The sequence below is a fragment of the Zoogloea sp. LCSB751 genome (assembly GCF_002028455.1).
Taxonomy (GTDB): domain Bacteria; phylum Pseudomonadota; class Gammaproteobacteria; order Burkholderiales; family Rhodocyclaceae; genus Zoogloea.
The window spans coordinates 15,934-42,041 of record NZ_MWUM01000003.1 but is presented as its reverse complement, the minus strand read 5'-3'; the positions used below and the strand labels follow the sequence as shown (position 1 = coordinate 42,041).

General features: G+C 57.9%; 20 protein-coding genes. All 20 read left to right on the top strand.

Going from position 1 to position 26,108, the window contains the following annotated elements:
- The first annotated feature begins 16 nt into the window (after nucleotides 1–16).
- The 20 genes from B4920_RS04720 (at nucleotide 17) to B4920_RS04625 (ending at nucleotide 26,067) form a co-directional block, all read left to right on the top strand.
- Entirely contained in the window at nucleotides 17–1,309 is a 1,293-nt protein-coding gene (locus tag B4920_RS04720) for a DUF1302 family protein (RefSeq protein ID WP_079433472.1), read from the top strand.
- Nucleotides 1,310–1,493: 184 nt separating this feature from the next.
- Nucleotides 1,494–2,099: an XrtA/PEP-CTERM system exopolysaccharide export protein gene (locus tag B4920_RS04715; RefSeq protein WP_173862639.1), complete on the top strand. Its 606-nt coding sequence runs from the start codon at nucleotides 1,494–1,496 to the stop codon at nucleotides 2,097–2,099.
- 54 nt (nucleotides 2,100–2,153) lie between these two features.
- Nucleotides 2,154–3,722: an XrtA system polysaccharide chain length determinant gene (locus tag B4920_RS04710; protein ID WP_079433470.1), complete on the top strand. Its 1,569-nt coding sequence runs from the start codon at nucleotides 2,154–2,156 to the stop codon at nucleotides 3,720–3,722.
- A gap of 9 nt (nucleotides 3,723–3,731) precedes the next feature.
- Nucleotides 3,732–4,700, top strand: a complete 969-nt coding sequence (locus B4920_RS04705; RefSeq protein ID WP_079433469.1) for an XrtA-associated tyrosine autokinase — start codon at nucleotides 3,732–3,734, stop codon at nucleotides 4,698–4,700.
- A gap of 77 nt (nucleotides 4,701–4,777) precedes the next feature.
- A complete protein-coding gene (locus B4920_RS04700; protein ID WP_161493238.1) occupies nucleotides 4,778–6,319 on the top strand; it encodes a TIGR03016 family PEP-CTERM system-associated outer membrane protein in 1,542 nt (513 codons plus the stop codon).
- Nucleotides 6,320–6,327: 8 nt separating this feature from the next.
- A complete protein-coding gene (locus B4920_RS04695) occupies nucleotides 6,328–7,407 on the top strand; it encodes an XrtA/PEP-CTERM system-associated ATPase (RefSeq protein WP_079433467.1) in 1,080 nt (359 codons plus the stop codon).
- Nucleotides 7,404–8,267 carry an XrtA system polysaccharide deacetylase gene (locus B4920_RS04690; RefSeq protein WP_079433466.1) on the top strand — a complete coding sequence of 288 codons (864 nt, stop codon included), beginning with the start codon at nucleotides 7,404–7,406 and terminating at the stop codon, nucleotides 8,265–8,267. Before B4920_RS04695 ends, B4920_RS04690 begins: the two co-directional genes overlap by 4 nt.
- 9 nt (nucleotides 8,268–8,276) lie before the next feature.
- Entirely contained in the window at nucleotides 8,277–9,311 is a 1,035-nt protein-coding gene (locus B4920_RS04685; protein WP_079433465.1) for a FemAB family XrtA/PEP-CTERM system-associated protein, read from the top strand.
- Between the two features lie 54 nt (nucleotides 9,312–9,365).
- Nucleotides 9,366–10,883: an exosortase A gene (gene xrtA, locus B4920_RS04680; RefSeq protein ID WP_139379427.1), complete on the top strand. Its 1,518-nt coding sequence runs from the start codon at nucleotides 9,366–9,368 to the stop codon at nucleotides 10,881–10,883.
- 156 nt (nucleotides 10,884–11,039) lie between these two features.
- Nucleotides 11,040–12,965 carry an XrtA/PEP-CTERM system amidotransferase gene (locus tag B4920_RS04675; protein ID WP_079433463.1) on the top strand — a complete coding sequence of 642 codons (1,926 nt, stop codon included), beginning with the start codon at nucleotides 11,040–11,042 and terminating at the stop codon, nucleotides 12,963–12,965.
- Between the two features lie 2 nt (nucleotides 12,966–12,967).
- Nucleotides 12,968–14,173 (top strand): TIGR04063 family PEP-CTERM/XrtA system glycosyltransferase, encoded by a 1,206-nt coding sequence (locus tag B4920_RS04670; RefSeq protein WP_079433685.1) that lies wholly within the window; start codon nucleotides 12,968–12,970, stop codon nucleotides 14,171–14,173.
- Between the two features lie 9 nt (nucleotides 14,174–14,182).
- Nucleotides 14,183–16,108 carry an asparagine synthase (glutamine-hydrolyzing) gene (asnB, locus tag B4920_RS04665; protein ID WP_079433462.1) on the top strand — a complete coding sequence of 642 codons (1,926 nt, stop codon included), beginning with the start codon at nucleotides 14,183–14,185 and terminating at the stop codon, nucleotides 16,106–16,108.
- Nucleotides 16,105–17,319, top strand: coding sequence for a TIGR03087 family PEP-CTERM/XrtA system glycosyltransferase (locus tag B4920_RS04660; RefSeq protein WP_079433461.1), 1,215 nt, complete (start codon nucleotides 16,105–16,107; stop codon nucleotides 17,317–17,319). Before asnB ends, B4920_RS04660 begins: the two co-directional genes overlap by 4 nt.
- Nucleotides 17,316–18,632 carry a nucleotide sugar dehydrogenase gene (locus tag B4920_RS04655; RefSeq protein ID WP_079433460.1) on the top strand — a complete coding sequence of 439 codons (1,317 nt, stop codon included), beginning with the start codon at nucleotides 17,316–17,318 and terminating at the stop codon, nucleotides 18,630–18,632. The genes B4920_RS04660 and B4920_RS04655 overlap by 4 nt, the downstream gene beginning before the upstream one ends.
- Nucleotides 18,633–18,731: 99 nt before the next feature.
- The gene (locus tag B4920_RS04650; protein WP_079433459.1) at nucleotides 18,732–20,207 is read left to right on the top strand and encodes an MBOAT family protein; all 1,476 of its coding nucleotides are present in this window, start codon (nucleotides 18,732–18,734) and stop codon (nucleotides 20,205–20,207) included.
- A 1-nt stretch (nucleotide 20,208) separates the two neighbouring features.
- A complete protein-coding gene (locus B4920_RS04645) occupies nucleotides 20,209–21,282 on the top strand; it encodes a hypothetical protein (protein WP_079433458.1) in 1,074 nt (357 codons plus the stop codon).
- A complete protein-coding gene (locus B4920_RS04640) occupies nucleotides 21,279–22,298 on the top strand; it encodes a transglutaminase-like domain-containing protein (protein WP_079433457.1) in 1,020 nt (339 codons plus the stop codon). The genes B4920_RS04645 and B4920_RS04640 overlap by 4 nt, the downstream gene beginning before the upstream one ends.
- The gene (locus B4920_RS04635; RefSeq protein WP_079433456.1) at nucleotides 22,289–23,398 is read left to right on the top strand and encodes a glycosyltransferase family 4 protein; all 1,110 of its coding nucleotides are present in this window, start codon (nucleotides 22,289–22,291) and stop codon (nucleotides 23,396–23,398) included. The genes B4920_RS04640 and B4920_RS04635 overlap by 10 nt, the downstream gene beginning before the upstream one ends.
- Complete coding sequence (locus tag B4920_RS04630) at nucleotides 23,395–24,756, top strand: phenylacetate--CoA ligase family protein (RefSeq protein ID WP_079433455.1); 1,362 nt, start codon at nucleotides 23,395–23,397, stop codon at nucleotides 24,754–24,756. Before B4920_RS04635 ends, B4920_RS04630 begins: the two co-directional genes overlap by 4 nt.
- A 3-nt stretch (nucleotides 24,757–24,759) precedes the next feature.
- Entirely contained in the window at nucleotides 24,760–26,067 is a 1,308-nt protein-coding gene (locus tag B4920_RS04625; RefSeq protein WP_139379426.1) for a putative O-glycosylation ligase, exosortase A system-associated, read from the top strand.
- Nucleotides 26,068–26,108 lie beyond the last annotated feature (41 nt).

Sequence of the window (26,108 nt, the reverse complement as noted above, 5' to 3'; positions counted from 1 at the left end):
AAGCAAGGGGAAGGTGATGCGTTTCACTCTGAAACCTGGCGGCCTTGGGCTTGCATTGGCCTGGCTGTTCGCTGGGGGGCACGCGTTTGCGGCCGAGCCGGATTTCGGTGTCGATGACCTTGAGGACTCGAAGTCTGTTCAGACAAGCGGCCATCTGCAGTTCGATCTGGCGCGGACCTACGCGAGGCCGGAGCACTGGTCGATGGCGCGCGGGCGTGCCGAGGTGACGGCCCAGGGGGGAGGGGAGGGCTTCAAGTGGAAGATCGCCGGCCGGGCAGATGCGGATGCGGTCTTCGGAATCGATTCCGGCATATATCCGGATGCGGTCAGGCGTGATCAGCAATATCAGTTCGAGCTGAGGGAGACCTTTGTGGACTTCTCCGCTGGCGATGTGGACTTCCGGATCGGTCGTCAGCACATCGTCTGGGGAGAGATGGTGGGCCTGTTTTTCGCTGATGTGGTATCTGCACGCGACCTCCGGACTTTTTATCTGCCGGACTTCGAGCAGCTCCGGATTCCCCAGTGGGCGGCGCGCGCCGAGTATTATTTCGGTGATACGCACGCAGAGTTGATCTGGATTCCCGTGCCGAGCTACGACAAGATCGGCAAACCCGGTGCAGAGTTTTATCCTTTGCCGAAGGGCGTGAATGTGCGGGCCGAGGTCAAGCCGGACTCGTCGCTCGGTAACACCAATTGGGGCGGACGGCTGTCCCGCCTGGTGGGGGGCTGGGATCTGTCAGGCTTCTACTACCGTAGCGAGGACGTGGCTCAGACCTTCTACATGGTAGGTGCCAACGAGTTCGAGCCGCGCCACGAGCGAATCAGTCAGGCTGGTGGAACACTGGCCAAGGATTTCGGCGACTTCGTCCTCAAGAGTGAGGTCGTTCATACTCGGGGCCGGAAATTCAATAGCTACAATCCGCTCGTCCCGTTCGGTCTGGTGGCACAGAACACCGTGGACTACGTGGTGGGTGTCGATATCCCGGCATTCAAGGATGGTCGGGTGAATCTCCAGTATTTTGCTCGTCGCATGCTCAATCATGACCCTTACACGGGCCTGGAGCGCACCGAAGGCGGCGCCAGCATTCTCCTCAACACCAAGCTCACCAGAGCGTGGGAGGCCGAGGCGCTGCTGGTTTCGATGCTCAATCGTACCGATTACATGTTTCGTCCGAAGGTGACCTGGTCAGCGTCAAAGAGTTGGAAGCTGACTTTCGGTGCTGACGTGTTTGGTGGCAAGCCGGAGGGGATGTTTGGCCGTTATGACCGCCAGGATCGTGTCTACACCGAAGCGCGTTGGTATTTTTGACAGTGGTCCTTTTTTACGACATGTGCCTGCAGGCGGCATGTCGTCAGAATGCTATCTGCCATGGGTGAACGGCCTTTCTCCGGAGGCGTGATGTTTTTCTCCGGGCCCGCTCAACGGGCTACCGTAATATCCGCTTGTTATCATTCGACGGCTGTGGGTTGGCCGAATTAAGGGGAAGTACCTTATGAAACGTGTTTTCACGATGGGTGTGCTGGCTTGTGTCGCAGCCGGTCTGGTGGGCTGTGCGACTACCTACCCGCCTGCGCCGACTGCGGCTGCCAGTGGTGACTACAACTACCTGATCGGCCCTGGTGACGCTGTCAATATCGTCGTGTGGCGTAACCCAGAGTTGTCGATGTCGGTCCCCGTTCGTCCCGATGGCAAGATCACGACCCCGCTGGTCGAGGATTTGCCTGCTGCAGGCCGCGATTCGACGACTCTGGCTCGGGAGATCGAGAAGGCGCTGGCGAAGTACATTCGTGACCCGGTCGTAACCGTGATCGTCACGAACTTCGTCGGCCCCTATTCCGAACAGATCCGGGTGCTTGGTGAAGCTGGCAGGCCGCAAACCCTGGCTTATCGTCAGCAGATGTCACTGCTGGACGTGATGATTGCGGTTGGCGGCATCACTGATTTTGCGGATGGCAACCATGCGACCTTGCTGCGGACTACCGAAGGCAACAAGCAATACACGGTTCGTCTCAAGGATCTCATCAAGCGTGGTGACGTGTCGGCCAATGTGGAAATGAAGCCGGGCGACGTGCTGATCATTCCTCAAAGCTGGTTCTGATCCGTCTCTTGATGTCGCCCTGGGATCGCCCGGGGCAGTTTTCGGAAGTTCTTAATGGAAGACATTCTCCGACAGTTGTCGATCGTCCTGCGCAGCATGTGGCTCTACCGCTGGTGGGGCCTGGCCGTGGCTTGGATCGTGGGCCCCATCGCTGCAGCGACGGTCTATATGCTGCCAGACCGTTACGAGTCGTCGGCCCGGGTATATGTGGATACCCAGTCCATCCTCAAACCATTGATGTCGGGTTTGGCAGTCCAGCCCAACGTCGATCAGCAAATCAGCATTCTGAGCCGGACCTTGATCAGTCGTCCCAATGTGGAAAAGCTGATCCGCATGGCGGACCTCGATCTTTCTGTCAAGAGCAAGGAAGAGCGAGAGGCTCTGATTGCCAGTGTGACGAAGGCGTTGGAGATTCGTGTCGCGGGTCGGGACAATCTCTATACCCTGGTCTACACAGACACCGATGCCGAGCGTGCAAAGCGCGTGGTCCAGTCCCTCGTCTCCATGTTTGTTGAGTCGGGTCTTGGTGACAAACGGAAGGATTCCGATGTTGCTCGCAAGTTCATTGAAGAGCAGATCAAGAGCTATGAGCAGAAGCTCGAAGAGGCAGAAAATCGCCTGAAGGAATACAAGTTGCGTAACCTGAACAGCATCGGTGGTGGCGGACGTGATTACTTCGGGAAAATGAACGAAGCCAATGATCAGCTCAACCAGGCCAAATTGGCATTGCGTGAGGCCGAACAGTCCAGGGATTCCCTCAAGCGTCAGATTACCGGCGAAGAACCTGTCCTGTTGCCAGAGAATCCGTCAAGTGCTGCGCTGTCATCCATTTCCGTCCCTGATCTGGACGGACGTATCGATGCCCTGAAGAAGAATCTTGACACCCTGCTTCAGCGCTACACGGAGCAGCATCCCGATGTGGTGGGGGCTCGCCGGATGATCGAAAACCTCGAGGCCCAAAAGGCCAAGGAGGTGCAGGCACGGCGCAAGGCTGCGGCAAGTGGTGGGGCCACGCCAGTGACTTCCGTGAACTCGAACCCGGTGTATCAGCAACTGAAGATGTCACTGGCCGAGGCGGAGGCTAATGTCGCATCCCTCCAGGCCCGGGTGGCGGAGTACGAGAACCGGGTAAAGACGCTGGCCGCGTCATCCCGGATGTTGCCGCAACTGGAGACTGAATATACTCAGCTCAACCGCGACTACGATGTCAATAAGCGTAATTACGATGCGCTTGTGGCTCGCCGGGAGTCGGCTGCGATGGCTGTGGAAATGGGAGCGACTTCCGGCGTGGCGGATTTCCGCCTGATCGATCCGCCCACTGTCCCGAGCAAGCCGACCGCACCTAATCGTCTGTTGCTGATGCCGGCAGGCGGGGGCGTTGCGCTGTTGGTCGGTGCTGTGGTGGCTTTCCTGATGAGCCAGATCCGTCCGACCTTTGCCGATACCTATGCTCTGAGAGAAACCACGGGGCTTGCTGTGCTTGGTTCGGTAAGCCGACTGGCCGATGCTGATTGGCTACGCAAGCAGCGTCGTGGGAAGATCGCGTTCTTGGCGGGCGTTGGCGTTCTTGTCGGTCTGTTTGGTGCGATGACGGTCTCGTTGGTGTTGGCCAGGATGGCGTGAGGGTAGAACATGAGCATTATCGAGAAGGCCGTCGAGCGGCTTGAGCAGCTTCAGAAGGCCGGTGCCAGCGCGGAACCCCAGACCGAAATCCGGGAGGAAACTGAGTTGGCTCCTGAACAGCCCCCGGTCGTCGTCGCCGCACCCGCTGTCGAAGCGGCCAAGGTCGTGGCCCAGCCAGCCAGTCCTGCAAGCACGTCTCCCAGCAGTGACCGCTATGTCGAAATCGATCTTGATCGACTGAATTCGGTGGGTATCGTTACGCCGAATGCGCCTCGATCCCTGATCGGAGACGAGTATCGAATCATCAAGCGTCCCCTTCTGCGCAACGTACAGGGTAAAGGTGCGGGGGAGGTCAAGAATGCCAATCTGATCATGGTGACCAGCTCTCTTCCTGGGGAAGGAAAGAGTTTCAGTTCGATCAATCTGGCAATCAGCATGGCGATGGAGCTTGATCACACGGTGCTGTTGATCGATGCCGATGTTTCCAGACCGTCTGTGCTGAATGTTCTTGGCCTGCCACCGCGGAAGGGTTTGATGGACGTCATGACGTCGAATGATGTCAAGCTTGGCGATGTCTTGCTGAAGACAAACATCGAGAAGCTGAGCCTTCTACCTGCAGGTACTCCGCATCCGCGGGCAACGGAATTCCTTGCCAGCGATGCAATGAACAACCTGCTGGCTGAGCTGGCTGAGCGCTACTCGGATCGAATCATCGTTTTCGATTCTCCTCCGCTGCTGGTGACCACGGAGTCCCGGGTGCTGGCAACACACATGGGGCAGATCGTCATGGTCGTTGAGGCCAACAAGACGACTCGGGCGGCTGTCAAACAGGCATTGGCGACGATCGATGCCTGCCCAGTACGCTTGATGTTGCTGAACAAGGCCCAGCATGCCGGCGGTGATTCCTATGGTTATGGCTACGGTTACGGCTATGGATACGGCTATGGATACGGACACGGATCGAAGGAGAACACGTGAGAGTCCGTCGTCGATCAAGGTACAAACTGACCCTGTTCCCGTGTTGTCTGACAATCCTGGCCGTTTCCATCAGTGGCATGGCCTATGCGCAGCAGGCTCCGGTGGCCTCAGGATCGGGGGCGTCGGAAGCTTCTTCCGCAACTGATTCGTCCTCCTCTGCGTCACTGCGTTCTCCTTTTCGTTTGACCTCTTATTTTGCGCTGACGGAGACCTTCACGGACAACGTCGGGCTGACCAAGAGTGAGGAGGCCCGTTCCGACTTCATTACTCAGATCAGTCCGAGTCTGAGTGTCAGCTCCGGGGCCGGGGCGATCCAGGGGAGCCTGAGAGCCGCGTTCAATGGAAATTTCTATGGGGAGGATGCGAGCCGCAATAAGGGTTACCTCACCATGAATGGCTCTGGTCGGGTTGAGGCGTGGCGGGAGCACGGCTATGTCGATTTGAGTGCCTCCATCAGCCGAGAGGCAATATCGGCATTTGCTCCGAGGCCATCAGACTCAGTGACCGGGACCAGCAATCTCAGCGAAGTCCGCAATGTCATGATCGCACCGTACTTCGTCGAACGCTTTGGCGATGCGGGGAGCGCAGAGGTTCGCTATCTTTTCAGTGAAACCGATGGATCCGGACCTAATCTGAAGCAGACCAAGAACAATGCCCTTTCCTTCAACATCGGGGATCCCGCTGCTTTCGGAAATATTGGGTGGTATCTGGCCGGGTCGGATAGCGTGATGAGCACGTCGGGCCGGCGCGATCTGAAGCAGCAAAGCGCCCGTCTTACCGGCGTATTAAAGCTGACACCTCAGTTCCAATTGCGGCTTATCGGGGGGATTGAAGGCAATAACATCCGTTCCGTCGATACCCAGCGCTCGAGCATATATGGAGCAGGAGCCGATTGGTCACCCAGCCCAACGACCAAACTGACGGCCCTCTGGGAAGACCGCTACTTTGGTCCTGGACTCCAGTTGTCTGCAGAGCATCGTAGTCCGTTGCATGTCGTCAGAATGACGTATTCAAGAGACGTCAGCTCTACCAGCCAGTCACTTGCAGCGTTTTCATCGGTCGGTACCTACGATCTCCTGATGTCGTTGATGCAGAGCAGCTATCCCAATGCGCTGGAGCGTGATGCCTTTGTCCGTCAGTACATAGCTACTCGGGGTTTGCCTGAGAGCGTCGGGATTAGTCAGGCTGTGCTGTCGAATGGCTTGTATCTGGATCGTCGCCTGCGCCTCGAGATGAGTCTGATCGGGGTGCGCAACACCTTGGTTTTGTCGGCTTTTCATTCGGAAAGAAGCCGCTTCACCGAGCAATCCTTCTCAGTGCTTGGTGGCGATTTCCAAAATGCGAGTAGCGTTCGGGAAATTAGCGGTTCGGCCACGCTTAGTCATCAGCTGACGCAGAAGACGTCGGCCAATGTGAGCCTGACCGTTGCCAATAGTCATCGCGATGCAAGCGACGCGACACTGAATCCGTCCAGTCGCATGCGCCGCATCTCCGCGGGCTTGGTCTCCACGCTGGCGCAAAGGGCTAACGGTATGCTGACTCTCCGGAACCTTCGGGGTGAAGGCGCCAGCAGCTATAGCGAGAATGCTGCCGTTGCATCAATCGTTGTCACATTCTGATTCGGTATATGTACGAAGCCCATTTCGGTTTAAAGGGAAAGCCCTTTCAACTCAACCCGGATCCCAGCTTTTTTTACGGCAGTCGTGGCCACCGTCGGGCAATGGCTTACCTCGAGTATGGACTTCATCAAAACGAAGGTTTCATCGTCATAACGGGTGAGGTTGGTGCTGGTAAGACCCTGCTGGTGCGTAGCCTGCTCGAGAAGCTCGATCCGGGCAAGATCATCGCGGCGAACCTGGTCAGCACCCAGATCGACGCGGATGACATCCTCAGGCTGGTTGCTGCCTCCTTTGGGATTCCAAGCAGGAACCTCTCCAAAAGTGACCTGCTGCTCGCTATCGAGGCCTTTCTGGTTTCCACGACGGCCCAGGGCAAACGGGCCTTGCTGATTGTGGACGAGGCACAGAACCTAACCCAGAGAGCGGTGGAAGAACTGCGCATGCTTTCCAACTTCCAGCTCGAGGATCATGCGCTGCTGCAGAGTTTTCTGGTGGGGCAGCCGGAGTTCCGGACGATCATGCAGAGCCCTGAAATGATCCAGCTGCGGCAGCGGGTCATTGCTTCCTATCACCTCGGCCCCCTCGATCTGCAGGAGACTCAGGCCTACGTGGAGCACCGACTGGGCTGCGTTGGCTGGAAGGGAAATCCATCCTTCGATGCGGATGCGATGACCGGCATTTTTCAGTACAGCCAGGGTATTCCGCGTCGCATCAATGCGCTGTGCGACCGGATCATGCTGGCAGCCTTTCTGGGCGAGCAAAGGCGGATTTCCGGTGAAATCGTCGAGCAGACCGCCGCCGAGATGCGTGAGGAGCAGGTCGTGCCCGAGAGCGGCGCAAGCCTGGTCAATTCCGCACAAACGACGGGAGTCGTTTCGACTGCTGGAGTGGATCTGCAGCGCATTTTGGCCAATCCCCAGGCTGCACGTGCACTGGCGGGGATTGGGCCAGGCTACGACGCAGCGCGTATCGAGGAACGCCTTGCGCTGTTGGAGCGTACCTTATCGACGACCTTGAATGCGCTTACCCAGTTGATCGGGACAGCACAGAAGGCTGCCGGGACAGAAAGTGACGCGGGGTCAAAATGAATCATCGTGGCGCGCCGAGTGTGCGAAACGCATTGACGATCGATGTGGAGGACTACTTCCAGGTTTCGGCGCTGGCTCCGCATTTTCCCAAGGATGTCTGGAATAACACGCCGTGCCGCGTGGAGCGGAACGTTCACCGGATCCTTGAAATGCTCCACGAGCAGGAAGCCAAGGCCACGTTCTTTACTCTGGGCTGGATTGCCGAGCGCTATCCCGGCCTGATTCGTTTGATTGCGGCTGAAGGTCATGAACTGGCGAGTCATGGCTATGGCCACGAGCGGGCCAGCGAACAGACTCCGGAGGCATTCCTGGCCGATATCAAGTTGGCCAAGGTGGTACTTGAGGACATTGCGAGTTGCCAGGTGAATGGCTATCGGGCTCCCAGCTTTTCTGTTGGGCTGTCCAATCCGTGGGCTCACGACTGCATCGCTGAGGCGGGATATGGCTATAGCTCAAGCGTCTATCCCGTAAAGCACGACCACTACGGTGTGCCGGATGCACCCCGCTTCCCTTATGTGGTGGGCGGAGGGCTCGTTGAAATTCCGATCAGCACGGTGCGTCGTTGGGGACGCAATTGGCCGGTTGGAGGCGGAGGTTATTTCCGGCTTCTACCTTATTCCGTGTCAGCCTGGGGGATCCGGAAAGTTAACGAGGACGACGGCAAGCCGGCGATTTTTTACTTCCATCCCTGGGAGATCGATCCCGGGCAGCCAGTTGTGCAGCAGGCGAGTGCCAAAACCCGCTTTCGTCATTACGTCAACCTCGCGCGTACCGAAGCGCGTCTGCAGCGTCTCCTGCGGGATTTTGCCTGGGGTCGGGTGGACGAGGTGTTCCTCCCGCTGGCCGGGCCGACAGTTTAAGGTTCCTCCATGTCTGATGTGATTGTGCGTCCCTTCGTGGATAGTGATGCCGCGCGCTGGAACGAATTTGTTTTTGCCTGCCCCGATGCGACGTTTTTCCATCGGATCGAGTGGCGGGACCTCATGCAGAGGATCTTCCGGCATCGAACCCACTATCTGCTGGCTGAACGCAGTGGAAACATCGTTGCGGTTCTTCCGCTGGTGGAAGTCAAGAGTGCTCTTTTTGGCCATGCGATCACGTCGTTGCCTTTCGCCGTCTATGGCGGTGTCGCTGGGAGCGACGCGGATGCCGTGGGGGCGCTGGAGGCGGCCGCCGAGGTCTTGGCGCAGAAAGCTGGCGTACAACATCTGGAGTACCGGAACCTCAGTGAGCGCCATCCGGAGTGGCCGCGGCAGGATTTGTACGTGACTTTTCGCAAGGAAATTCAGGCTGACGACGAGGCCAACATGCAGGCCATTCCGCGCAAGCAGCGGGCCATGGTGCGCAAGGGCATCAAGAACGGGTTGCGCAGCGCCATCGACAGTTCCGCGGATCGTTTTTTCGCCCTGTATTCCGACAACGTGTTGAGGCACGGTACGCCGGCGTTGCCAAAGAAGTTCTTTGAAGCCCTGTTGCAGGTTTTTGGCAAGGATTGCGACATCATGACGGTCACCACAGATGACGGAAAACTCCTGTCGTCCGTACTCACCTTTTACTTCCGCGACGAGATTCTTCCTTATTACGCGGGGGACGATGTCGCGGCCCGTGATCTGGCCGCCAACGATTTCAAGTACTGGGAACTGATGCGCCATGCCGTCGCACGCGGCTGCCGTATTTTTGACTACGGGCGCAGCAAGGTCGGCACGGGGCCCTACAACTTCAAAAAGAACTGGGGTTTCGAGCCCGTGCCGCTGTCCTATGAGTATCGTCTTTTCAAGCGGGATTCGGTCCCGCAGAACAATCCGATGAACCCCAAGTATCGCGCCTTTATCGCCCTGTGGAAGCGTCTTCCCATTGGTGTTGCCAACCGGCTTGGGCCTGTGTTGGTGCGTAATCTGGGCTAGGCACGGGATGTCAATGAAATTTCCGGCCCGGCGCTTACAGTCAGGAGAGGCTTGGTGAAGACTTCGGTTCGGCATATTCTGATCGCCCTGGGGGTCGTGTTCGCCTGGGTTGTTGCGTGGTATCACGGCACGGCGGCGGAGATTCTCGAGATCTGGTGGCGCTCCGAGACGTTTGCGCATGGGCTGCTCGTCCTGCCTATATCTGCGTGGCTGGTGTGGCGTAGTCGCGATCGACTGGTCGGGGAGGTTTTGCGCCCCTGCTGGATCATGTCTGTCCCGATCCTTCTCGCAGGAATGGCGTGGTTGCTTGGCGAACTGGCCAGTGTCGCTTCCGTGACTCACGCGGCATTGGCGCTACTGCTCATTTTCAGCCTGGTTGGGGTTCTTGGCCTGCATCTGTCGCGGGTGCTGGCTTTCCCTATTCTGTTCCTGTTTTTTGGGGTGCCCATCGGCGAGTTCCTGCTGCCGATCATGATGAAGTACACCGCCATGTTCACGGTCGCGGCCGTGCGGACGTCCGGTGTCCCCGTATATCAGGAGGGGTTGCATTTCGTCGTGCCAAACGGAAGGTGGTCCGTGGTTGAGGCCTGTAGCGGTGTGCGCTACCTGATTGCCTCCCTCATGGTGGGGACGCTATACGCGTATCTCAGCTATCGGAGTTTGAAGAGGCGCCTGCTTTTTGTGGCCTGCGCGCTTGTTGTGCCGATTGTGGCCAACTGGTTGCGTGCGTACATGATCGTGATGCTTGGCTACCTGAGTGACAACAACCTCGCAACGGGAGTTGATCATATTCTCTACGGCTGGTTGTTCTTCGGCATTGTGATCATGTTGATGTTCTGGATCGGTGGCCGCTGGCGCGAGGACCTGACTCCCATCGACGCATTGCGCGAGGTCCAGACCGTCAGTGTAGAGAAGAAGCCGGAATTTTTTGCGCTGGTGCTGCGTGCAGCCCCAATTGCCATCGCCGTGGCTGTTTGGCCGCTTCTCCTGGGGGCGCTGGAGCGCACTGGCGCCGCGCAAGCACAGGTGGCATCCGCCGTGCCCGTTCTGAACTTGAGCAGCGAGTGGTCGGAGACGACAAGTGCGTCGGATGACTTCAAGCCTTCTTTCATCGGCTTCCAACAGGAGGCTTTGCGTCATTTTACGGATGGACGACACGAGGTCTCGGTGTATGTCGCCGTCTACGCACAGCAAGGCAGTGGCAGGGAGTTGGTGCATAGCTCCAACCAGTTGCTGCAGCCGTCCGACAACAACTGGAGCAGGCTGGCTGAAGGAGGAGGGCCGGATTCGGGGCACGGCTCCTGGTTGCATTCGGTGCTGGCAGGTCGGAACAGACAGGTCGTTGCCTTGTCGGGATACTGGATCGACGGGCGGCTGGTGACCAATGACTATGTGGCAAAGGCTCTGCTCGCGCTGACGAAGTTGCAGGGACGTCCTGATACGTCCGCTTACGTGGCCGTCTGGGCGAGTGGTCTCGATGAGCAGAGAGCAGAGGAGCAGTTGAAAGCGTTTCAGCGCGAAAATGGCAAGAATGTGCTTGAGATGCTGAGCAGGCTCAACACGCAGGGATGAGGCACGGGCATTGCACCGTTATCCTGGACAGAAAATGCGCGCTGCATTCCACCAAGGATCCGGCTGACTAAGGGTAGAATGCCGCCCCGCCGGAATCATTCAATACGCATTGGGCTGCAGTCGTGTGGCAGAGCGATGGATAACAGGTAGAGAACTATGTGCGGTATAGCCGGGCTCTTTGATACGAGGGGCAAGCAGACGTTTGCGCGGGAGCTCATCCAGCGCATGAACGACATTCAGCAGCACCGTGGGCCGGACGAGGGGGGCTATCACTTCGAGCCGGGTATCGCGTTCGCCCATCGACGCTTGTCGATCATCGACATCTCGACCGGTCAGCAGCCCCTGTTCAATGAGGATGGTTCGGTCGTCGTAGTCTTCAACGGCGAAATCTACAATTTCCAGGAGCTGATTCCTGAGCTGACCGCGCTGGGGCACCATTTCCACACCAGGAGCGATACGGAGGTCATCGTCCATGCCTGGGAGTCCTGGGGTGAGGAATGCGTCAAGCGGTTCCGCGGCATGTTCGCCTTTGCCCTCTGGGATCGTAACCGGCAGACCTTCTTCATGGCCCGTGACCGGATGGGGGTTAAGCCGATGTACTACGCGGTGCTGCCTGACGGGACCCTGTCGTTCGGCTCTGAACTGAAGGTCCTGATGCAGCACCCGGGGCTCGACAAAACCATGGATCCGCTGGCCGTCGAGGAGTATTTCGCCCTAGGGTATGTGGCGGAACCGCGCACGATCTTCAAGGGGGCTCGCAAGCTTGATCCGGGGTTCTCCCTGACGATTCGTCATGGTCAGCCGGTTCCTGAGCCCAAACCATACTGGGATGTGCGTTTCACGCTCGATAACCGCCTGAGTCTCCAGGATGCGACAGCGGAGCTGACCGAGCGTTTGCGGGAGTCCGTGCGTTTGCGCATGATTTCCGAGGTGCCGCTGGGGGCCTTCCTGTCGGGTGGCGTGGACTCCAGTGCCGTCGTCGCCACGATGGCAGGGATTTCCAGTGAGCCGGTGAATACCTGCTCCATCGGCTTCGATGATCCGGCTTTCAACGAGTCCGCCTTCGCGCAGATGGTGGCTGACCGCTACCGCACCAACCATCGCCTGGAAACAGTCCAGTCGGACGATTTCGATCTGATCGATACGCTGGCCGCGTTGTACGACGAGCCTTATGCCGACAGTTCGGCCATCCCGACCTACCGGGTCTGCCAGCTGGCGCGCAAGCATGTGACGGTGGCCCTGTCCGGCGATGGTGGTGACGAAAACATGGGGGGCTACCGGCGCTACCGCTTCCACATGATGGAAGAGAAGATGCGCAGCGGCCTTCCGTACTCGGTGCGCAAGCCGGTTTTCGGCCTGCTCGGCCGGCTTTATCCCAAGGCCGACTGGGCACCGCGGATGTTCCGTGCGAAGACCACCTTCCAGTCGCTGGCGCGGGATTCCGTGCAGGCGTATTTCCACTCGGTTTCCATTCTGCGCGACGACATGCGCCGTCAGCTCTTCTCCCAGACTTTCCGCAACCAGCTCGCCGGCTATAACGCGGTCGACGTGTTCCGGCGCCATGCCGCCAATGCCGGTACCGACGATGCACTGGCCCTGGTGCAGTACCTGGACATCAAGACTTACCTTGTCGGGGACATCAACACCAAGGTCGATCGGGCCAGCATGGCTCATTCGCTGGAAGTGCGGGAGCCGTTGATGGATCACCCGCTGGTGGAGTGGCTTGCCAGCCTGCCGACCCATTTGAAGATCAAGGGGCAGGAGGGCAAGTATCTGTTCAAGAAGGCTATGGAGCCGATGTTGCCCCACGACGTGCTGTATCGGCCCAAGATGGGCTTCGCAGTTCCGCTGGCGCGCTGGTTCCGTGGCCCGCTCAAGGAGCGGGTCCGCAATGCCATGCTGGGCGACACCCTGGCTGCGACTGGTCTGTTCAACCGCAAGTACCTTCAGCATCTGGTGGATGCGCATCAGAGCGGCGCGCGTGACTACAGTGCGCCCTTGTGGACGCTGCTGATGTTCGAGGCGTTCCTGCGCAACAGCCAGCTGGGAGCCGAGCCGGCTCCGATCTTGGGGGCCGCATGAGTCTGCGTATTCTGCACGTCCTGGATCACTCGCTCCCCCTGCACAGCGGCTATGCCTTCCGGACCGTCTCGATTCTTCGCGAGCAGCGCAAGCTTGGCTGGGAGACTTTTCATCTGACGACGCCGAAACAGGGAACCAGTGCAGGCGGCAGCGAGCAGGCCGATGGCTGGACTTTTCACCGGACTGCCAATTCCGGTCAGGAAGGGCTGGTTGCGCAAATGCGCCTGACGGCTGCACGGCTCGATGAACTGGTGGCCGAACTTCGGCCCGACATCCTGCATCCCCATTCGCCGGTTCTCAATGCGTTGCCGGCCCTGTGGGTGGGACGTAAACGCAGGATTCCTGTGGTCTATGAGATGCGGGCCTCGTGGGAGGATGCGGCGGTGGACCACGGCACCACGTCTGAGGGCAGCCTGCGCTACCGGGTGTCCCGGGGCCTGGAGAGTTTCGCCCTGAGGCGGGCCGACCAAGTGACGACGATCTGCGAAGGCTTGAGGGGTGACATCCGTGCCCGCGGGGTGCCCGACGAGCGTATCACCGTGATTCCTAACGCTGTCGATGTGGCAGCCTTCCAGTTCGGGGCCGAACCGGATCCGGTGCTGCGTTCCTCCCTCGGTCTGGACGGCAAGACCGTGCTCGGCTTTGCCGGCTCCTTTTACGGCTATGAAGGGCTCGACCTGCTCATCGAGGCGACCCACAAGCTCGTGCCGGCCTACCCGGACCTGCGTGTCCTGTTGGTGGGCGGCGGCCCGCAGGAGGCCAATCTGAAGGCACAGGTCGAGCGCCTCGGCCTCGGGGATCGAGTCGTCTTCACCGGGCGTGTGCCGCATTCCCAGGTTCAACGTTACTACGAGCTCATCGATGTGCTGGCCTATCCCCGTCTGCCCATCCGCCTCACCGAGCTCGTCACGCCGCTCAAACCACTGGAGGCCATGGCCCAGGGGCGGATGTTCGTGGCGTCGGATGTGGGTGGGCACCGGGAGCTGATCCGGCACGGCGAGACCGGCTTCCTGTTCCGGGCCGGCGATGCCGACGCCCTGGCGGCGGCGATCGACGATGTATTGACAAGGCGGGACGTCTGGCCCCACGTGCGGGTGCAGGCGCGGCGATTTGTCGAAGTGGAGCGGACCTGGGAAAACAGCGTGGCCCGTTATCGTGAAGTCTATCGACGTGCCCTGGCCAGCCAGGGGCGCGTCCTGAATTTCTGAGGTTGCAAGGTGTGCGGCATTCACGGACTTTACCGATTTGACGGGCAGCGGGTTGAGCCCGCGATGCTTTCCGCCATGGGCGACCGGACGGTCCATCGCGGGCCGGACGATGAAGGGCAGCACATCGACGGCCCTTGCGGTATCGCGATGCGGCGCCTCTCCATCATTGATCTGGCGGGTGGGCACCAGCCCATTTCCAACGCTGATGACAGCCTGTGGTTGGTCTGCAATGGGGAGATCTACAATTTCCGCGAGCTGCGGGATGAGTTGCAGGAGCTGGGTTTTCGCTTCAAGACCGGCTCGGACAGTGAAGTCGTACTGCATGCGTACGACGCCTTCGGGGACGAGTTCGTTCACCGCCTCAATGGCATGTTCGACTTTGCGCTGTGGGACGGTCGCCGCAAGCGCCTCCTGATTGGTCGTGACCGTATCGGCGTCAAGCCTCTTTATGTGCTGCAGGATGGGCAACGGCTGGCATTTGCTACCGAGGCCAAGGCGCTGCTGGCGCTGCCCGGTGTGAGCGTCGAGCTGGATCGGGCTCAGCTGGCCAGTTATCTGCACCTCGGCTATGCAGCTGCGCCGGGCTCCATGTTCAAGGGGGTCCGCAAGCTGCCACCGGCGACCTTGCTGGCGATCGAAAACAATCAGGTCAAGGAGTGGCGCTACTGGCGTCTGCCGACTGCGATCGAGCGTAGCGTCTCGGAGGCCGAATGGATCGAGCGGATCAAAGCGCGGCTTGAAGAGTCGGTGCGTATGCAGATGGTTAGCGACGTGCCCATTGGGGCCTTCCTGTCAGGGGGCGTGGACTCTAGCGCCGTGGTGGGTTTCATGGCCCGCCATTCGGAGCAGCCGATCCGGACGTATGCCATCGGTTTTGAAGGGGGCGTGGCCGAGAACCTGTACAACGAGCTGCCCTACGCGCGGCAGGTGTCCCAACTGTTCGGCACTGAGCATCACGAGATCGTCGTCAAGCCGGACGTGGTGTCCCTGTTGCCCAGGCTGCTGTGGCACATGGACGAGCCGGTGGCGGATACTGCCTTCATCACCACCTATCTGGTGTCGGAGTTTGCACGTCGTGACGTCAAGGTGATCCTCTCGGGCGTGGGGGGGGACGAGCTTTTCGGTGGCTACCGGCGCTATCTGGGCGGGCATTACGCCGAGCGTTTCCACCGTCTGCCGGGCTTTGTGCGGTCGGTGGCGCGGAGCGTCGCCAACCGTCTGCCCAGCGACCGGCATTCGGGCCTGCTCAATACCTTGCGCCTGGCGAAGGGTTTCATCGCTTCGGCGGACATGGACGCCGACGACCGCTACCGGAGCTATCTGCAGGTGCTGGCCCGCGATGTGGTGAATGGGATGTTGCTGGATCCCCTGGCCGGTGCGCCGGATCCGCTGGCCGGTGCCTTTGCCGGTGCGGGGCGCAATGATGATCTCAACCGCATGTTTGCGGTCGATGCGGAAACGCAGTTGCCCGACGACCTTCTGCTGCTGACCGACAAGATGAGCATGGCCGTCTCACTGGAGTGCCGTGTGCCCTTGCTGGACCATGAACTGGTCGAACTGGCGGCGTCGATTCCCGGCTCGCTCAAGGTGAAGGGCGGGCGCCTCAAGCATCTGATGAAGGAGAGCCTCTCCAGCCTGCTGCCAGGGGATATCCTGGATCGCAAGAAGCGGGGTTTCGGTACCCCTATGGGCGCGTGGCTGAAGCGCGACCTGGCGCCCGTGTTGCGACAGTTGTTGTCCAAGGAATCCGTCGCGCGGCGCGGGCTGTTCCGCCACGACGCGATCGCGGCACTGATGGCCGACCATGAAGCCAACCGGGCCGATGGCACGGACGGTCTGCTGTCCCTGATGAACCTCGAGATCTGGAGCCGGATCTATCTGGACCAGCGTGAGCCCGGGGACGTCGCGGCCGAGCTCAAGAGCTATACGCAATGAACATCCTCTACATTTGTCACCGTTTCCCGTATCCCCCCAAACGAGGCGGCAAGATCCGCCCCTTCAACATGATCCGCCACCTGACGGAGAGGGGGCATCAGGTGACGGTGTGTTCGCTGGCCCGTTCCCCGGCAGAGGCTGAGGAGGGGAAGGGGATCGCCCCCCATTGCCATGCCTTCGAAATGGGCCTGGTGAGCAATCCTGTCCAGGCCCTACGCATGGTGGCGCGCTTGCCCCTGCTCACGCCGTCGTCCATGGGCTTCTTTTATTCGCCTGAACTGAAGGGCAAGATCGATCGCCTGTTGGCCGCGCAGAAGTGGGATCTGATCTTCGTCCATTGTTCCTCGGTCGCCCAGTATGTGGAGCACGTCACCGACGTCCCGAAGATTATCGATTACGGTGACATGGATTCCCAGAAATGGCTGGAGTATGCCAATTACAAGCCCTTCCCGCTGTCTCTGGGCTACCGTCTCGAAGGCCTCAAGATGCTGGCTGCTGAAAAGCGCCTGGCAGGGAAGTTCGACCTGGGTACGGCAACGACCCGCGCCGAGTGGGAAACACTGAATGCCTACAATACCGGTCTGACCACCGATTGGTTCCCCAATGGAGTGGATGCCTCCTTTTTCAGTCCTGACGGTTCGTCCTACGATCCGGACACCATCAGCTTCATCGGGCGGATGGACTATTACCCGAATCAGGAATGCATGTTCCGGTTCTGCGAGCAGATCTGGCCGCTGCTCAAGAAGGATCGGCCGCAGATGAAGCTCCTGGTGGTTGGGGCGGATCCATCTCCGGCCGTTCGCAAACTGGGCGATCTGGATGGGGTTACGGTGACCGGCTCGGTGCCGGACGTACGCCCCTTCGTGCGCAGCTCGGCCCTCATGGTCGCGCCGCTCAACATAGCCCGGGGTACGCAGAACAAGATCCTCGAGGCGATGGCGATGGGGGTTCCGGTGGTGACCAGCAGCATCGCCGCGGGCGGCGTCGACGCGGAATCCGAGAAGCATTTCCTCGTCGCCGATACGCCTGAAGCTTATGCTGCAGCCATCAAACGGATTTGTTCCGATCCCGTTGAGCGCAATCGCCTCGCGGAGGCAGGGCGCGCACGCATGCTGAGCCACCATGCGTGGCCGCGTTCGATGGAGCGACTCGACGGCATCATTGAGCGGTGCGTCAAACAGTTTCAGGAAAACAAGGGAAAACGCAAATGAAGATCAGTATTTTCGGCCTCGGCTACGTCGGTGCGGTGTCGCTGGCTTGCCTGGCCCGGGACGGTCACGAGGTGATCGGCGTGGACATCGATCAGACCAAGCTTGATCTCATCCGTGACGGCAAGACCCCTGTGGTTGAAGAGGGGATGGTCGATCTGATGCAGAGCGTGGTGGCAAGTGGTCGCGTGTCGGTGACGACCGATTCCGTCCATGCGGTGCTGAACAGCGACATCTCCCTTGTTTGCGTGGGTACGCCGTCCGCTAGCAACGGCAGTCAGGATCAAGGCGCAGTCCTGCGCCTGGCCGAAAGCATGGGGCAGGCGATCCGCGAGAAGGGCACGCCACATGTGGTGGTGTTCCGCTCGACGCTGGTGCCCGGAACCGTTGAAGACGTGCTGCGTCCCATCATCGAATCGGGCTCCGGCAAGAAGGATGGAGAGGGTTTTCATCTGTGTTTCCAGCCGGAGTTCCTGCGTGAAGGTTCGTCCATCCGTGACTACGACAAGCCGCCGTTCACGGTCGTGGGGGCCAACCATGCCTATCCGATCGAGCGCCTGCAGGCGCTCTTTGGTCATCTGCCCTGCAAGTTCCTCGAAACCTCCGTCCGTTCGGCGGAGATGATGAAGTACTGTTGCAACAACTTCCACGCGCTGAAGATCACCTTCGCCAACGAGACGGCTCGTCTGTGCGAGGCGCTCGGCGTGAATCCGTTCGAGGTCATGGATCTGGTCTGTCAGGATACGCAGCTCAACATCTCCCGCGCCTACCTGACGCCCGGCTTCGCCTTTGGTGGTTCCTGCCTGCCCAAGGACCTGCGGGCCACGACTTATCTCGCCAAGAAGCATGACGTGGAAATCCCGATGCTGGCCGGCATCATGCCCTCCAATCGGAACCACGTGGATGTAGCCGTGCAAAAGGTTCTTGAAACGGGCAAACGCAGGATCGGCTTCGTGGGTCTCTCTTTCAAGACGGGAACCGATGATTTGCGGGAGAGTCCCCTGGTTACCCTGGCGGAGCAGTTGATCGGCAAGGGCTTGCATCTCCATTTCTACGATCCGGAGGTCAATCTGTCCCGTCTGCTCGGTGCCAATCGTCGTTTCATCGAGACGCACCTGCCCCATATCGGCGAACTCATGAAAGAGGACCTCGAACAGGTTGTCGCCGAGGCAGATGTAATCGTCGTTGGGTTGAACGACAAGGAGGTCTTCCGTCGGCTGGGGGGCCTGGTTCGTCCGGATCAGACGGTCTTGGATATTGTTAACATTCCGCGTGAGCTGCGACCCGCCGGGCATTACGTCGGCCTGTGCTGGTAAGCAGACGATGCTCGCTGGAGGCGTCGAGCAGGGGCGTTCGGCGCTTCCGCTCTGTGCTTTCAGCGAGAGCGCGATAGTCCTGATTCATTCCTCGCCTGCATGCTCTTCAATTCATACGAGTTTCTTTTCGCGTTTCTGCCGGTAGTGCTGGGCGTCTTCATGCTGCTGTCACTGCGTGGGTGGTGGCGGCTGAGTGGATGCTGGTTGGGCGCGGCGTCGGTTTTCTTTTACGGCTACTGGGTCCCCGAATACGTACTGTTGCTGCTTTCCTCGATTGCCATGAACTATCTGGCAGGCCGGGTGATCTCCAATTATGTGCAGGCGGGGCAGGGGCGTTCGGCGAGGAAGGTCATGATCGCGGGCGTTGCGATCAATCTGCTGTTATTGGGTTATTACAAATACGCCAATTTCTTTGCCGATGCGATACGCAGTTTGAGCGGATTGCCCTTGCCAGGCATTGATGTGGTATTGCCCATCGGCATCTCTTTCTTCACATTCACCCAGATAGCGTTTCTCGTGGACTGCCAGGAAGGGAAGGTCAAGGAATCCGATCCGGTTTACTACCTTCTTTTTGTGACCTATTTTCCGCACCTGATCGCAGGGCCCGTGCTCCATCACGCGGAAATGATGCCGCAGTTCGCACGCCGGGAAACGTATCGATGGATCCCGGAAAACATCGTTGCCGGGGTTGCCTTTTTCCTGCTGGGACTGTTCAAGAAGGTCGTTCTGGCGGATGGCATTCAACCGTATGTCGGGCCGGTTTTCGATCATGGCCCATCCCCCGATTTGGTGACCGCCTGGGGAGCAGCGCTGGCCTACACCCTTCAGTTGTATTTCGACTTCTCGGGATATTCCGACATGGCGGTGGGGCTGTCCCGCCTGTTCAACGTTCGCCTGCCCTTCAATTTCAATTCACCCTATAAAGCCAACAATATCAGTGAATTCTGGCGCCGTTGGCATATGACGCTTTCGCGTTTCCTTCGCGATTATCTCTACATTCGGCTGGGAGGGAATCGCAAGGGGCCCGTGATGCGCTACATGAATCTCTTGGTGACGATGGTGTTGGGCGGGCTATGGCATGGTGCTGGCTGGACCTTCGTTGTGTGGGGGGGGCTGCATGGCCTTTATCTCATCGTGAACCATGCCTGGCAGGCCATTTTTTCTTCCGCTGGCCGTGCTCCTTCGACTGCAGCGAATGGGCTGTCCCGTCTGGTGACGTTTATTGCAGTGGTGGTGGCGTGGGTGTTTTTCCGGGCGACTACTTTTTCTGACGCGGTGCGCGTATTGAGTGGCATGGCGGGTCTTTTCGAGATCGTGATTCCGGAGCCTACCGAAGAGGGCATGCGGCAGTTCGTCATTACGCTTGTGTTGCTGGCGGTGGCGTGGATGGCACCCAACTCACAGGAGGTTGTTGCCCGGTGGATTGAAGCCCGCCGTGGGACGGGCGCGCCAGCGCTCGCAGATATGGCCGCTGCCCGCTGGTCGTTTGTTGGTGCTGCACTTGTCATGGTTCTGCTGCTGGCTGTCATAAATGGAACGCGGGGCGCTTCTGAATTTATCTATTTCAATTTCTGACATGAAACGAGTTCTTGGTGCTGTCGCATGGCTGGTGCTGGGAGTGACTCTGTGTGTTTTGGCGCTGGAGCTTCTTTTCATGTTGCTGCCGGTATCCAAGGGATTGCTGAGGGTCGATGACCCCGCTTGGCCACTCAAGAACTATGAGTCCCATGTTCGTTACGCTTATTCGGCTCGCTGGGACATGCACCTTCCCCGCCGTGGCGTGACGAATAATTTCGGACATCTCGCCCCTTTTGATTATCGGCCGGATCAGCGACCCATCGTCGTGATTGGCGACAGCTACATCGAGTCGAAGATGAACCGTTACGAGGACACCCTTCAAGGTCAGCTGGGGGAACTTCTGGGGCAGCGGGAGGGGGTCTTCGGATTGGGGGCAAGTGGCTTGTCGATCAGCGACTATCTTGGAGTGGCGCAAGCTGCCAGAACGGCTTTCCAGCCTCAGGCCCAGATCTTTCTGATTGTCGATGGTGATCTGGCCGAGAGCTTGATTCCCCGTCGGGGATGGCGTCATTTCATTCAGATGTCCGACGGCGGGTGGGAGGTAAAGTATGAAGAAGAGCGTGCCGGTCCGCGGTCTTGGTCCAGCCGACTTCTTGCTCAGTCGTCGCTATATCGTTATCTGCGCGCCAATCTTGGATTCAGCATGCCTGAAGTGCACTTTCAGAGGGGGGCTGCACGTGAGGTCGGAGAGGGAGGGGAAAAACGTCATGACGACCGGCGTCTTCCTGCGGCGATCGATTACTTCTTTGAAGAGCTAAAACGAACGACGGCAGTATCGCCAGAGTGCACCGTCTTCCTCCTGGATAGCGATCGCTATCCGCTCTACGGTCTGCCGGCTAGCCCATCTGTTGATTCGAGGGAAATCAGAGCGTATTTCAGTGCCAAGGCAGAGGGGGCTGGCTTTCAGGTCGTGGATCTCGCCCCTGAATTTGCGGCAGCGTATGCGAGAACGGGAAAGCGATTTGACTATTCGCCCATAGATAGACACTGGAATCGCGAAGGCCATGCAGTGGCCGCTCGGGCAGTCAAGCAGGCCCTGACTCAGTGTAATGTGCATTGGAGCATCGAATGAGCAAGACCGCATTTCATACTCGCCTGCGATGGGGGGGGGCGTGGCTTATCGGAGGGAATTCCCTAATTCTTCTGATCATGATGTCCTACGCCCTGTCTCTGGCGTACCCTTCGACGGAGGCCGTTCGTCTCAGAAATGCCATCCTGATGGAGCCGACAAGGCCTGGGGATTTTTCCTGGACTCCGGACAAGGTCCCTGGGGATTTCCCGTTGGATAATGCTCCGGCAAGTCCTGCTTACAGAAAAATCGTGGCTGATCTGGGGCTGAATCAGAAATCCGGCGATTTGGATGCCGCGCTCACGCTCGCAGCTAACCTGACCCATAATGCGAAGAATGGGGAGGCGATTCAGTCAACCCTGGATGATACTTACGCGAAGATCCAGGAAGGATATGGCTATTGTTCGGATTTCACCAATGTCTTTCTTGGTCTCGCGAGAGCGGCCGGATTGTTTTCGAGAGAATGGGCGTTCTCGTTCGATGGCTTTGGAGGGCATGGCCATGCAATGGTCGAAGTGTTTGATCGTCAGCGCGGAAAATGGATCTTCATCGATGTATTCAATAATTTTCGCGTGATCGATGCGAGGACTGGAGAACCTTTGTCGGCGACGGAGTTTCATGCCTATCTGAAGGAGGGGGGGCGACGCGTACAGATCGTCAAGAACGGTCCTGGCCGCTTTGGCTTCAAGAACGACGACCATTTGTTCGACTACTACCGGCGGGGCGCAAATCAATGGTATCTGTGGTGGGGTAATGCCGTCTTTGCCTACGATGCTTCTCCAGTCGTGGAAGTCATCAGTCCCATTTCACGTTCGGCGGAGCAATTGGCTGCGATCGCGGTCGGTGTGCATCCGAAGATAAAGGTTCTGGAAGAAGCCGATAACCTCGATCTGCGCAAACGCATGTTTGCACTCAAGCATGAGCTCATTGCAATGTTTTGGATCGGGCTGGTCTTGTCTTTGATGCTGGCAGCCCAGATCTATTCGCTTATCCGTAGAAGATTCAAAAAATGCATATAGACCTCGGTGGATTGAAGGTCGGGCTGGTTGGCCCTCTTCCTCCCCCCTCCGGAGGGATGGCGAATCAGTGCCAGCAATTGCTTGACCTGTTTGGTCAGCATGGACTGAAAATGGAGTTGGTACGCACCAATCGTCCGTACCCATTTTCGTGGGTAGAAAATCTCCGTGGTTTTCGAGCCCTTTTTCGCCTCGTGCCCTATTTGTATTCGCTCTGGAAACTGGCGGGGCGCTCATCTGTTGTGCATGTGCTGGCTAATTCTGGTTGGGCGTGGCATCTATATGCAGCCCCCGCAATTTGGCTTGCGAAGCTGCGTGGGACGCCAGTCATCGTCAACTATAGGGGAGGAGAGGCGGATCCATTCTTTTCGGGCGCACCGCGTATCGTACATAGAACACTGGAGCTCGCAGACTCGCTGGTCGTTCCATCAGGTTTCCTGGAAAAAGTGTTTGCCAAGCATGGCTTCACTTCGCGGATCGTTCCGAACATCATCAATCTGGATCGTTTTCGGGCCAGAGATCCCGAGTGTCTGTGCAACGGTTCCTGTCACGTGGTTGTGACCCGCAATCTAGAGCCTATATATGGTATCCCGACGGTACTCGAGGCATTTTCCCGACTGAAGGCTGCGCTGCCTACAGCAAAGATGACTGTGGCGGGTTCCGGTCCCGAGCTGGTACGACTGCGCGCTTTGGCAAATGACCTGGGTATTATTGATTCGGTTGATTTTTGTGGTCGCATAGATAATGTGGATATTCCCAAATTATATGCCTCGGCAGACATGATGGTGAATCCCAGTACGGTTGATAACATGCCGATTTCCGTTCTGGAAGCGTTCGCCAGTGGGGTGCCGGTTGTATCTACCAGCGTAGGCGGCGTGCCATTCATTCTGAGGGATGGAGAAACCGGACTGCTGGTTTCTTCCGGATGCGTTGAGGAGATGGCCGCTGCAATGATCCGCATTGCAACTGATCGTGGTTTGGCACGACGTCTGGCAAGTGCCGCTGTGGATGACGTGCAACGTTATTCCTGGGCGCGGGTTCGTGATCTTTGGTTGGCTGAGTACGTCCGCGTAGCGAAAGCCAAACCGATGGAGTTGTCATGAGTGTCTATACTCGAATTGCTTCTGGTCTTTTGTTTCCTGTTCATGAGCGTTTGAAAGGTCACGACTCCGTTCGTCGTCTGAAAGTGCTCGAAGAGACGCAGTGGTGGTCCAGGGAGCGTATCGAGGCATTGCAGCTTGAAAATCTGCGCCTATTCCTTGCGGATATCGAGGTACATGTTCCGTACTACAAAAAGCTGTTTTCCGAGCACGGCTTCAAATCGTCGGAGCTCAGGTCTATCAAGGATATTCGGTCCATTCCGTTTCTTACCAAGTCTCTGATCAAGACGGCTGGGCAAGGCATGATGTCCTCTGACGCGGGGCCGGTGACGCGCTACAACACCGGAGGATCTGGCGGGGAGCCGCTGATCTTTTATATCGGAAAGGACCGCAAGAGCCACGATGTCGCGGCCAAATGGAGAGCGACACGTTGGTGGGATGTGGATATCGGTGATCCTGAGATTGTCTTGTGGGGATCGCCCATTGAGTTGGGGGGGCAGGACAGGGTCAAGATGGTGCGCGATCGTATCTTGCGCTCTTGGTTGCTGCCGGCCTTCGAGATGTCCGAGGCCAAGGTTCTCAAGATGCTCAAGAGCATCACCTCGCTGCGACCAAAGATGCTTTTTGGCTACCCTTCTGCATTGGCGCATATAGCGGATGTTGCGGCTTCGCATGGCATCAGGCTCGACAATCTGGGCATCAAGGTTGCCTTTGTGACGTCAGAGCGGCTTTATGAGCATCAGCGTGAGGCGATTGTCAAAGCCTTCAATTGTCCTGTAGCGAATGGGTATGGTGCCCGCGATGCTGGTTTTCTTGCTCACGAGTGTCCGGCCGGGAATCTGCATTTGACTGCTGAGGACATTTTGCTGGAAACCGTGGATGAGAATGGCCTGGCAACGGAGCCGGGTATTCCAGGGGAGATTGTAGTGACCCATATGGCGTCGCGGGACTTTCCCTTCTTGCGGTACAGGACTGGGGATGTGGGGCTTCTGAGCGATGAGCAGTGCAGCTGTGGCCGTGGTTTGCCGCTGCTGAAGGAGGTTCAGGGACGAACGACGGACTTCATTGTTGCCGAAGATGGAACTGTCATGCACGGATTGGCGCTGGTTTATACGGCCCGCGATATTCCTGGAGTCCGGAAGTTCAAGATAATCCAGCATTCTCTAAAGCGAACGGAATTGATGATCGTTTGCGGAGATGGTTACGAAAAGGACACCGCTGAGGCCCGGATTCGCAAGGATTATCGGGGGCGATTAGGGCAGGGCGTGGAGATCGAAATAACGTATTGTGATGGGATTCCTCTCGAAAAATCGGGAAAATTTCGTTATGTGGTCAGCCATGTTTCTCCGGCTCGGGGGTGATTGATGCGCGACATCATATTGATCGTCGTATTTGGCTACGGAGTGATTCTGTCCTTTCGAAAGCCATACTGGGGGCCTTTGCTTTGGGTGTGGGTCAGTATGATGAATCCGCATCGATTGACGTGGTCGTTTGCGTATTCATTGCCATTTGCGCAGGCTGCTGCTGCCTGTGCATTGCTGTGTTTTATCCTTTCAAAAAAAGCAAGGTATCCTTATCCCAATGCGAACGCTGCCAAGTTGATGGTGGTGCTATACCTGTGGATGTGCGTCACTTCTGTGTTTGCCATCAGTACGATCCCTGGTGTGGTGTATGAGAACTGGTCGAAGGTGACAAAGATACAGTTCATGCTATTTATTACCTTGATGATGCTACGGGGTCGAGAGCAGATTCAATTGCTGGTCTGGGTTCTGGTTGTGTCGATTGGTTACTTTGGCGTCAAGGGCGGTCTCTATACTGCTGTAGGCGGGGGCGGAATGGTGATGGGGCCGGCAGGTAGCTTTATCGAAGGAACAAATCACATTGCGATTGCCATGACCATGGTTGTTCCGTTTATGTACTACCTGTCTCAGCAATTGGAGCGCCCCATTTACCGCAAGATGATGTATGCGGCTATGGCGCTGACTACGTTGTCCGTTTTCGGAACAACGTCGCGGGGCGCATTGTTGGCAGTTTTTGCTATGTCGTTGTTCCTTGGGCTGAAGGGAAGTAAGCACAAATTCGCCACATTGCTGCTGATTGGCATGGCGCTTGCCATTCTTATGGCCGTGATGCCAGAGAGCTGGACCAGCAAGATGTCCACAATCAAGTCGCATGAGGATCATTCCGCTCAAAGCCGGCTATATACGTGGAAAATGATCTGGAATTTGGTCATCCACAATCCGCTGACCGGTGGAGGGTTTTCGGTAACCGAGGATTCGATGACGTGGATACGGTATGCAGTGACTGACTGGGCGAAGGCTTATTCGCCACATAGTATCTATTTTCAGGCATTGGCTGAGCATGGATTCATTGGGCTGTTCCTCTATATCGCGGTAGGGGTCAGTGCCTGGCGTCTGGCGAGCTCCATTGTTGAGCGCGTGAAGGATGATCCTGAGCTGCAGTGGGCGTCATTGCTCGTCAGAATGTGTCAGGCTTCATTGATGGGCTTTGCAGTTGGGGGTGCTTTCGTCAATCTGGTTAATTTTGATTTGCCGTATTACATAGTAGGGGCGATCATTCTTGTGAATGAAGTCGTGCGCGAGAAGGAAGCCGGTCTGGCTGTGAAGTCGGTGTCTCAAAACGGGATGGCAATGGGCGTGCGTGCTGTTTGACGGAACGATATCCGTGAATTTATTTTTCATGTGGACTTTTA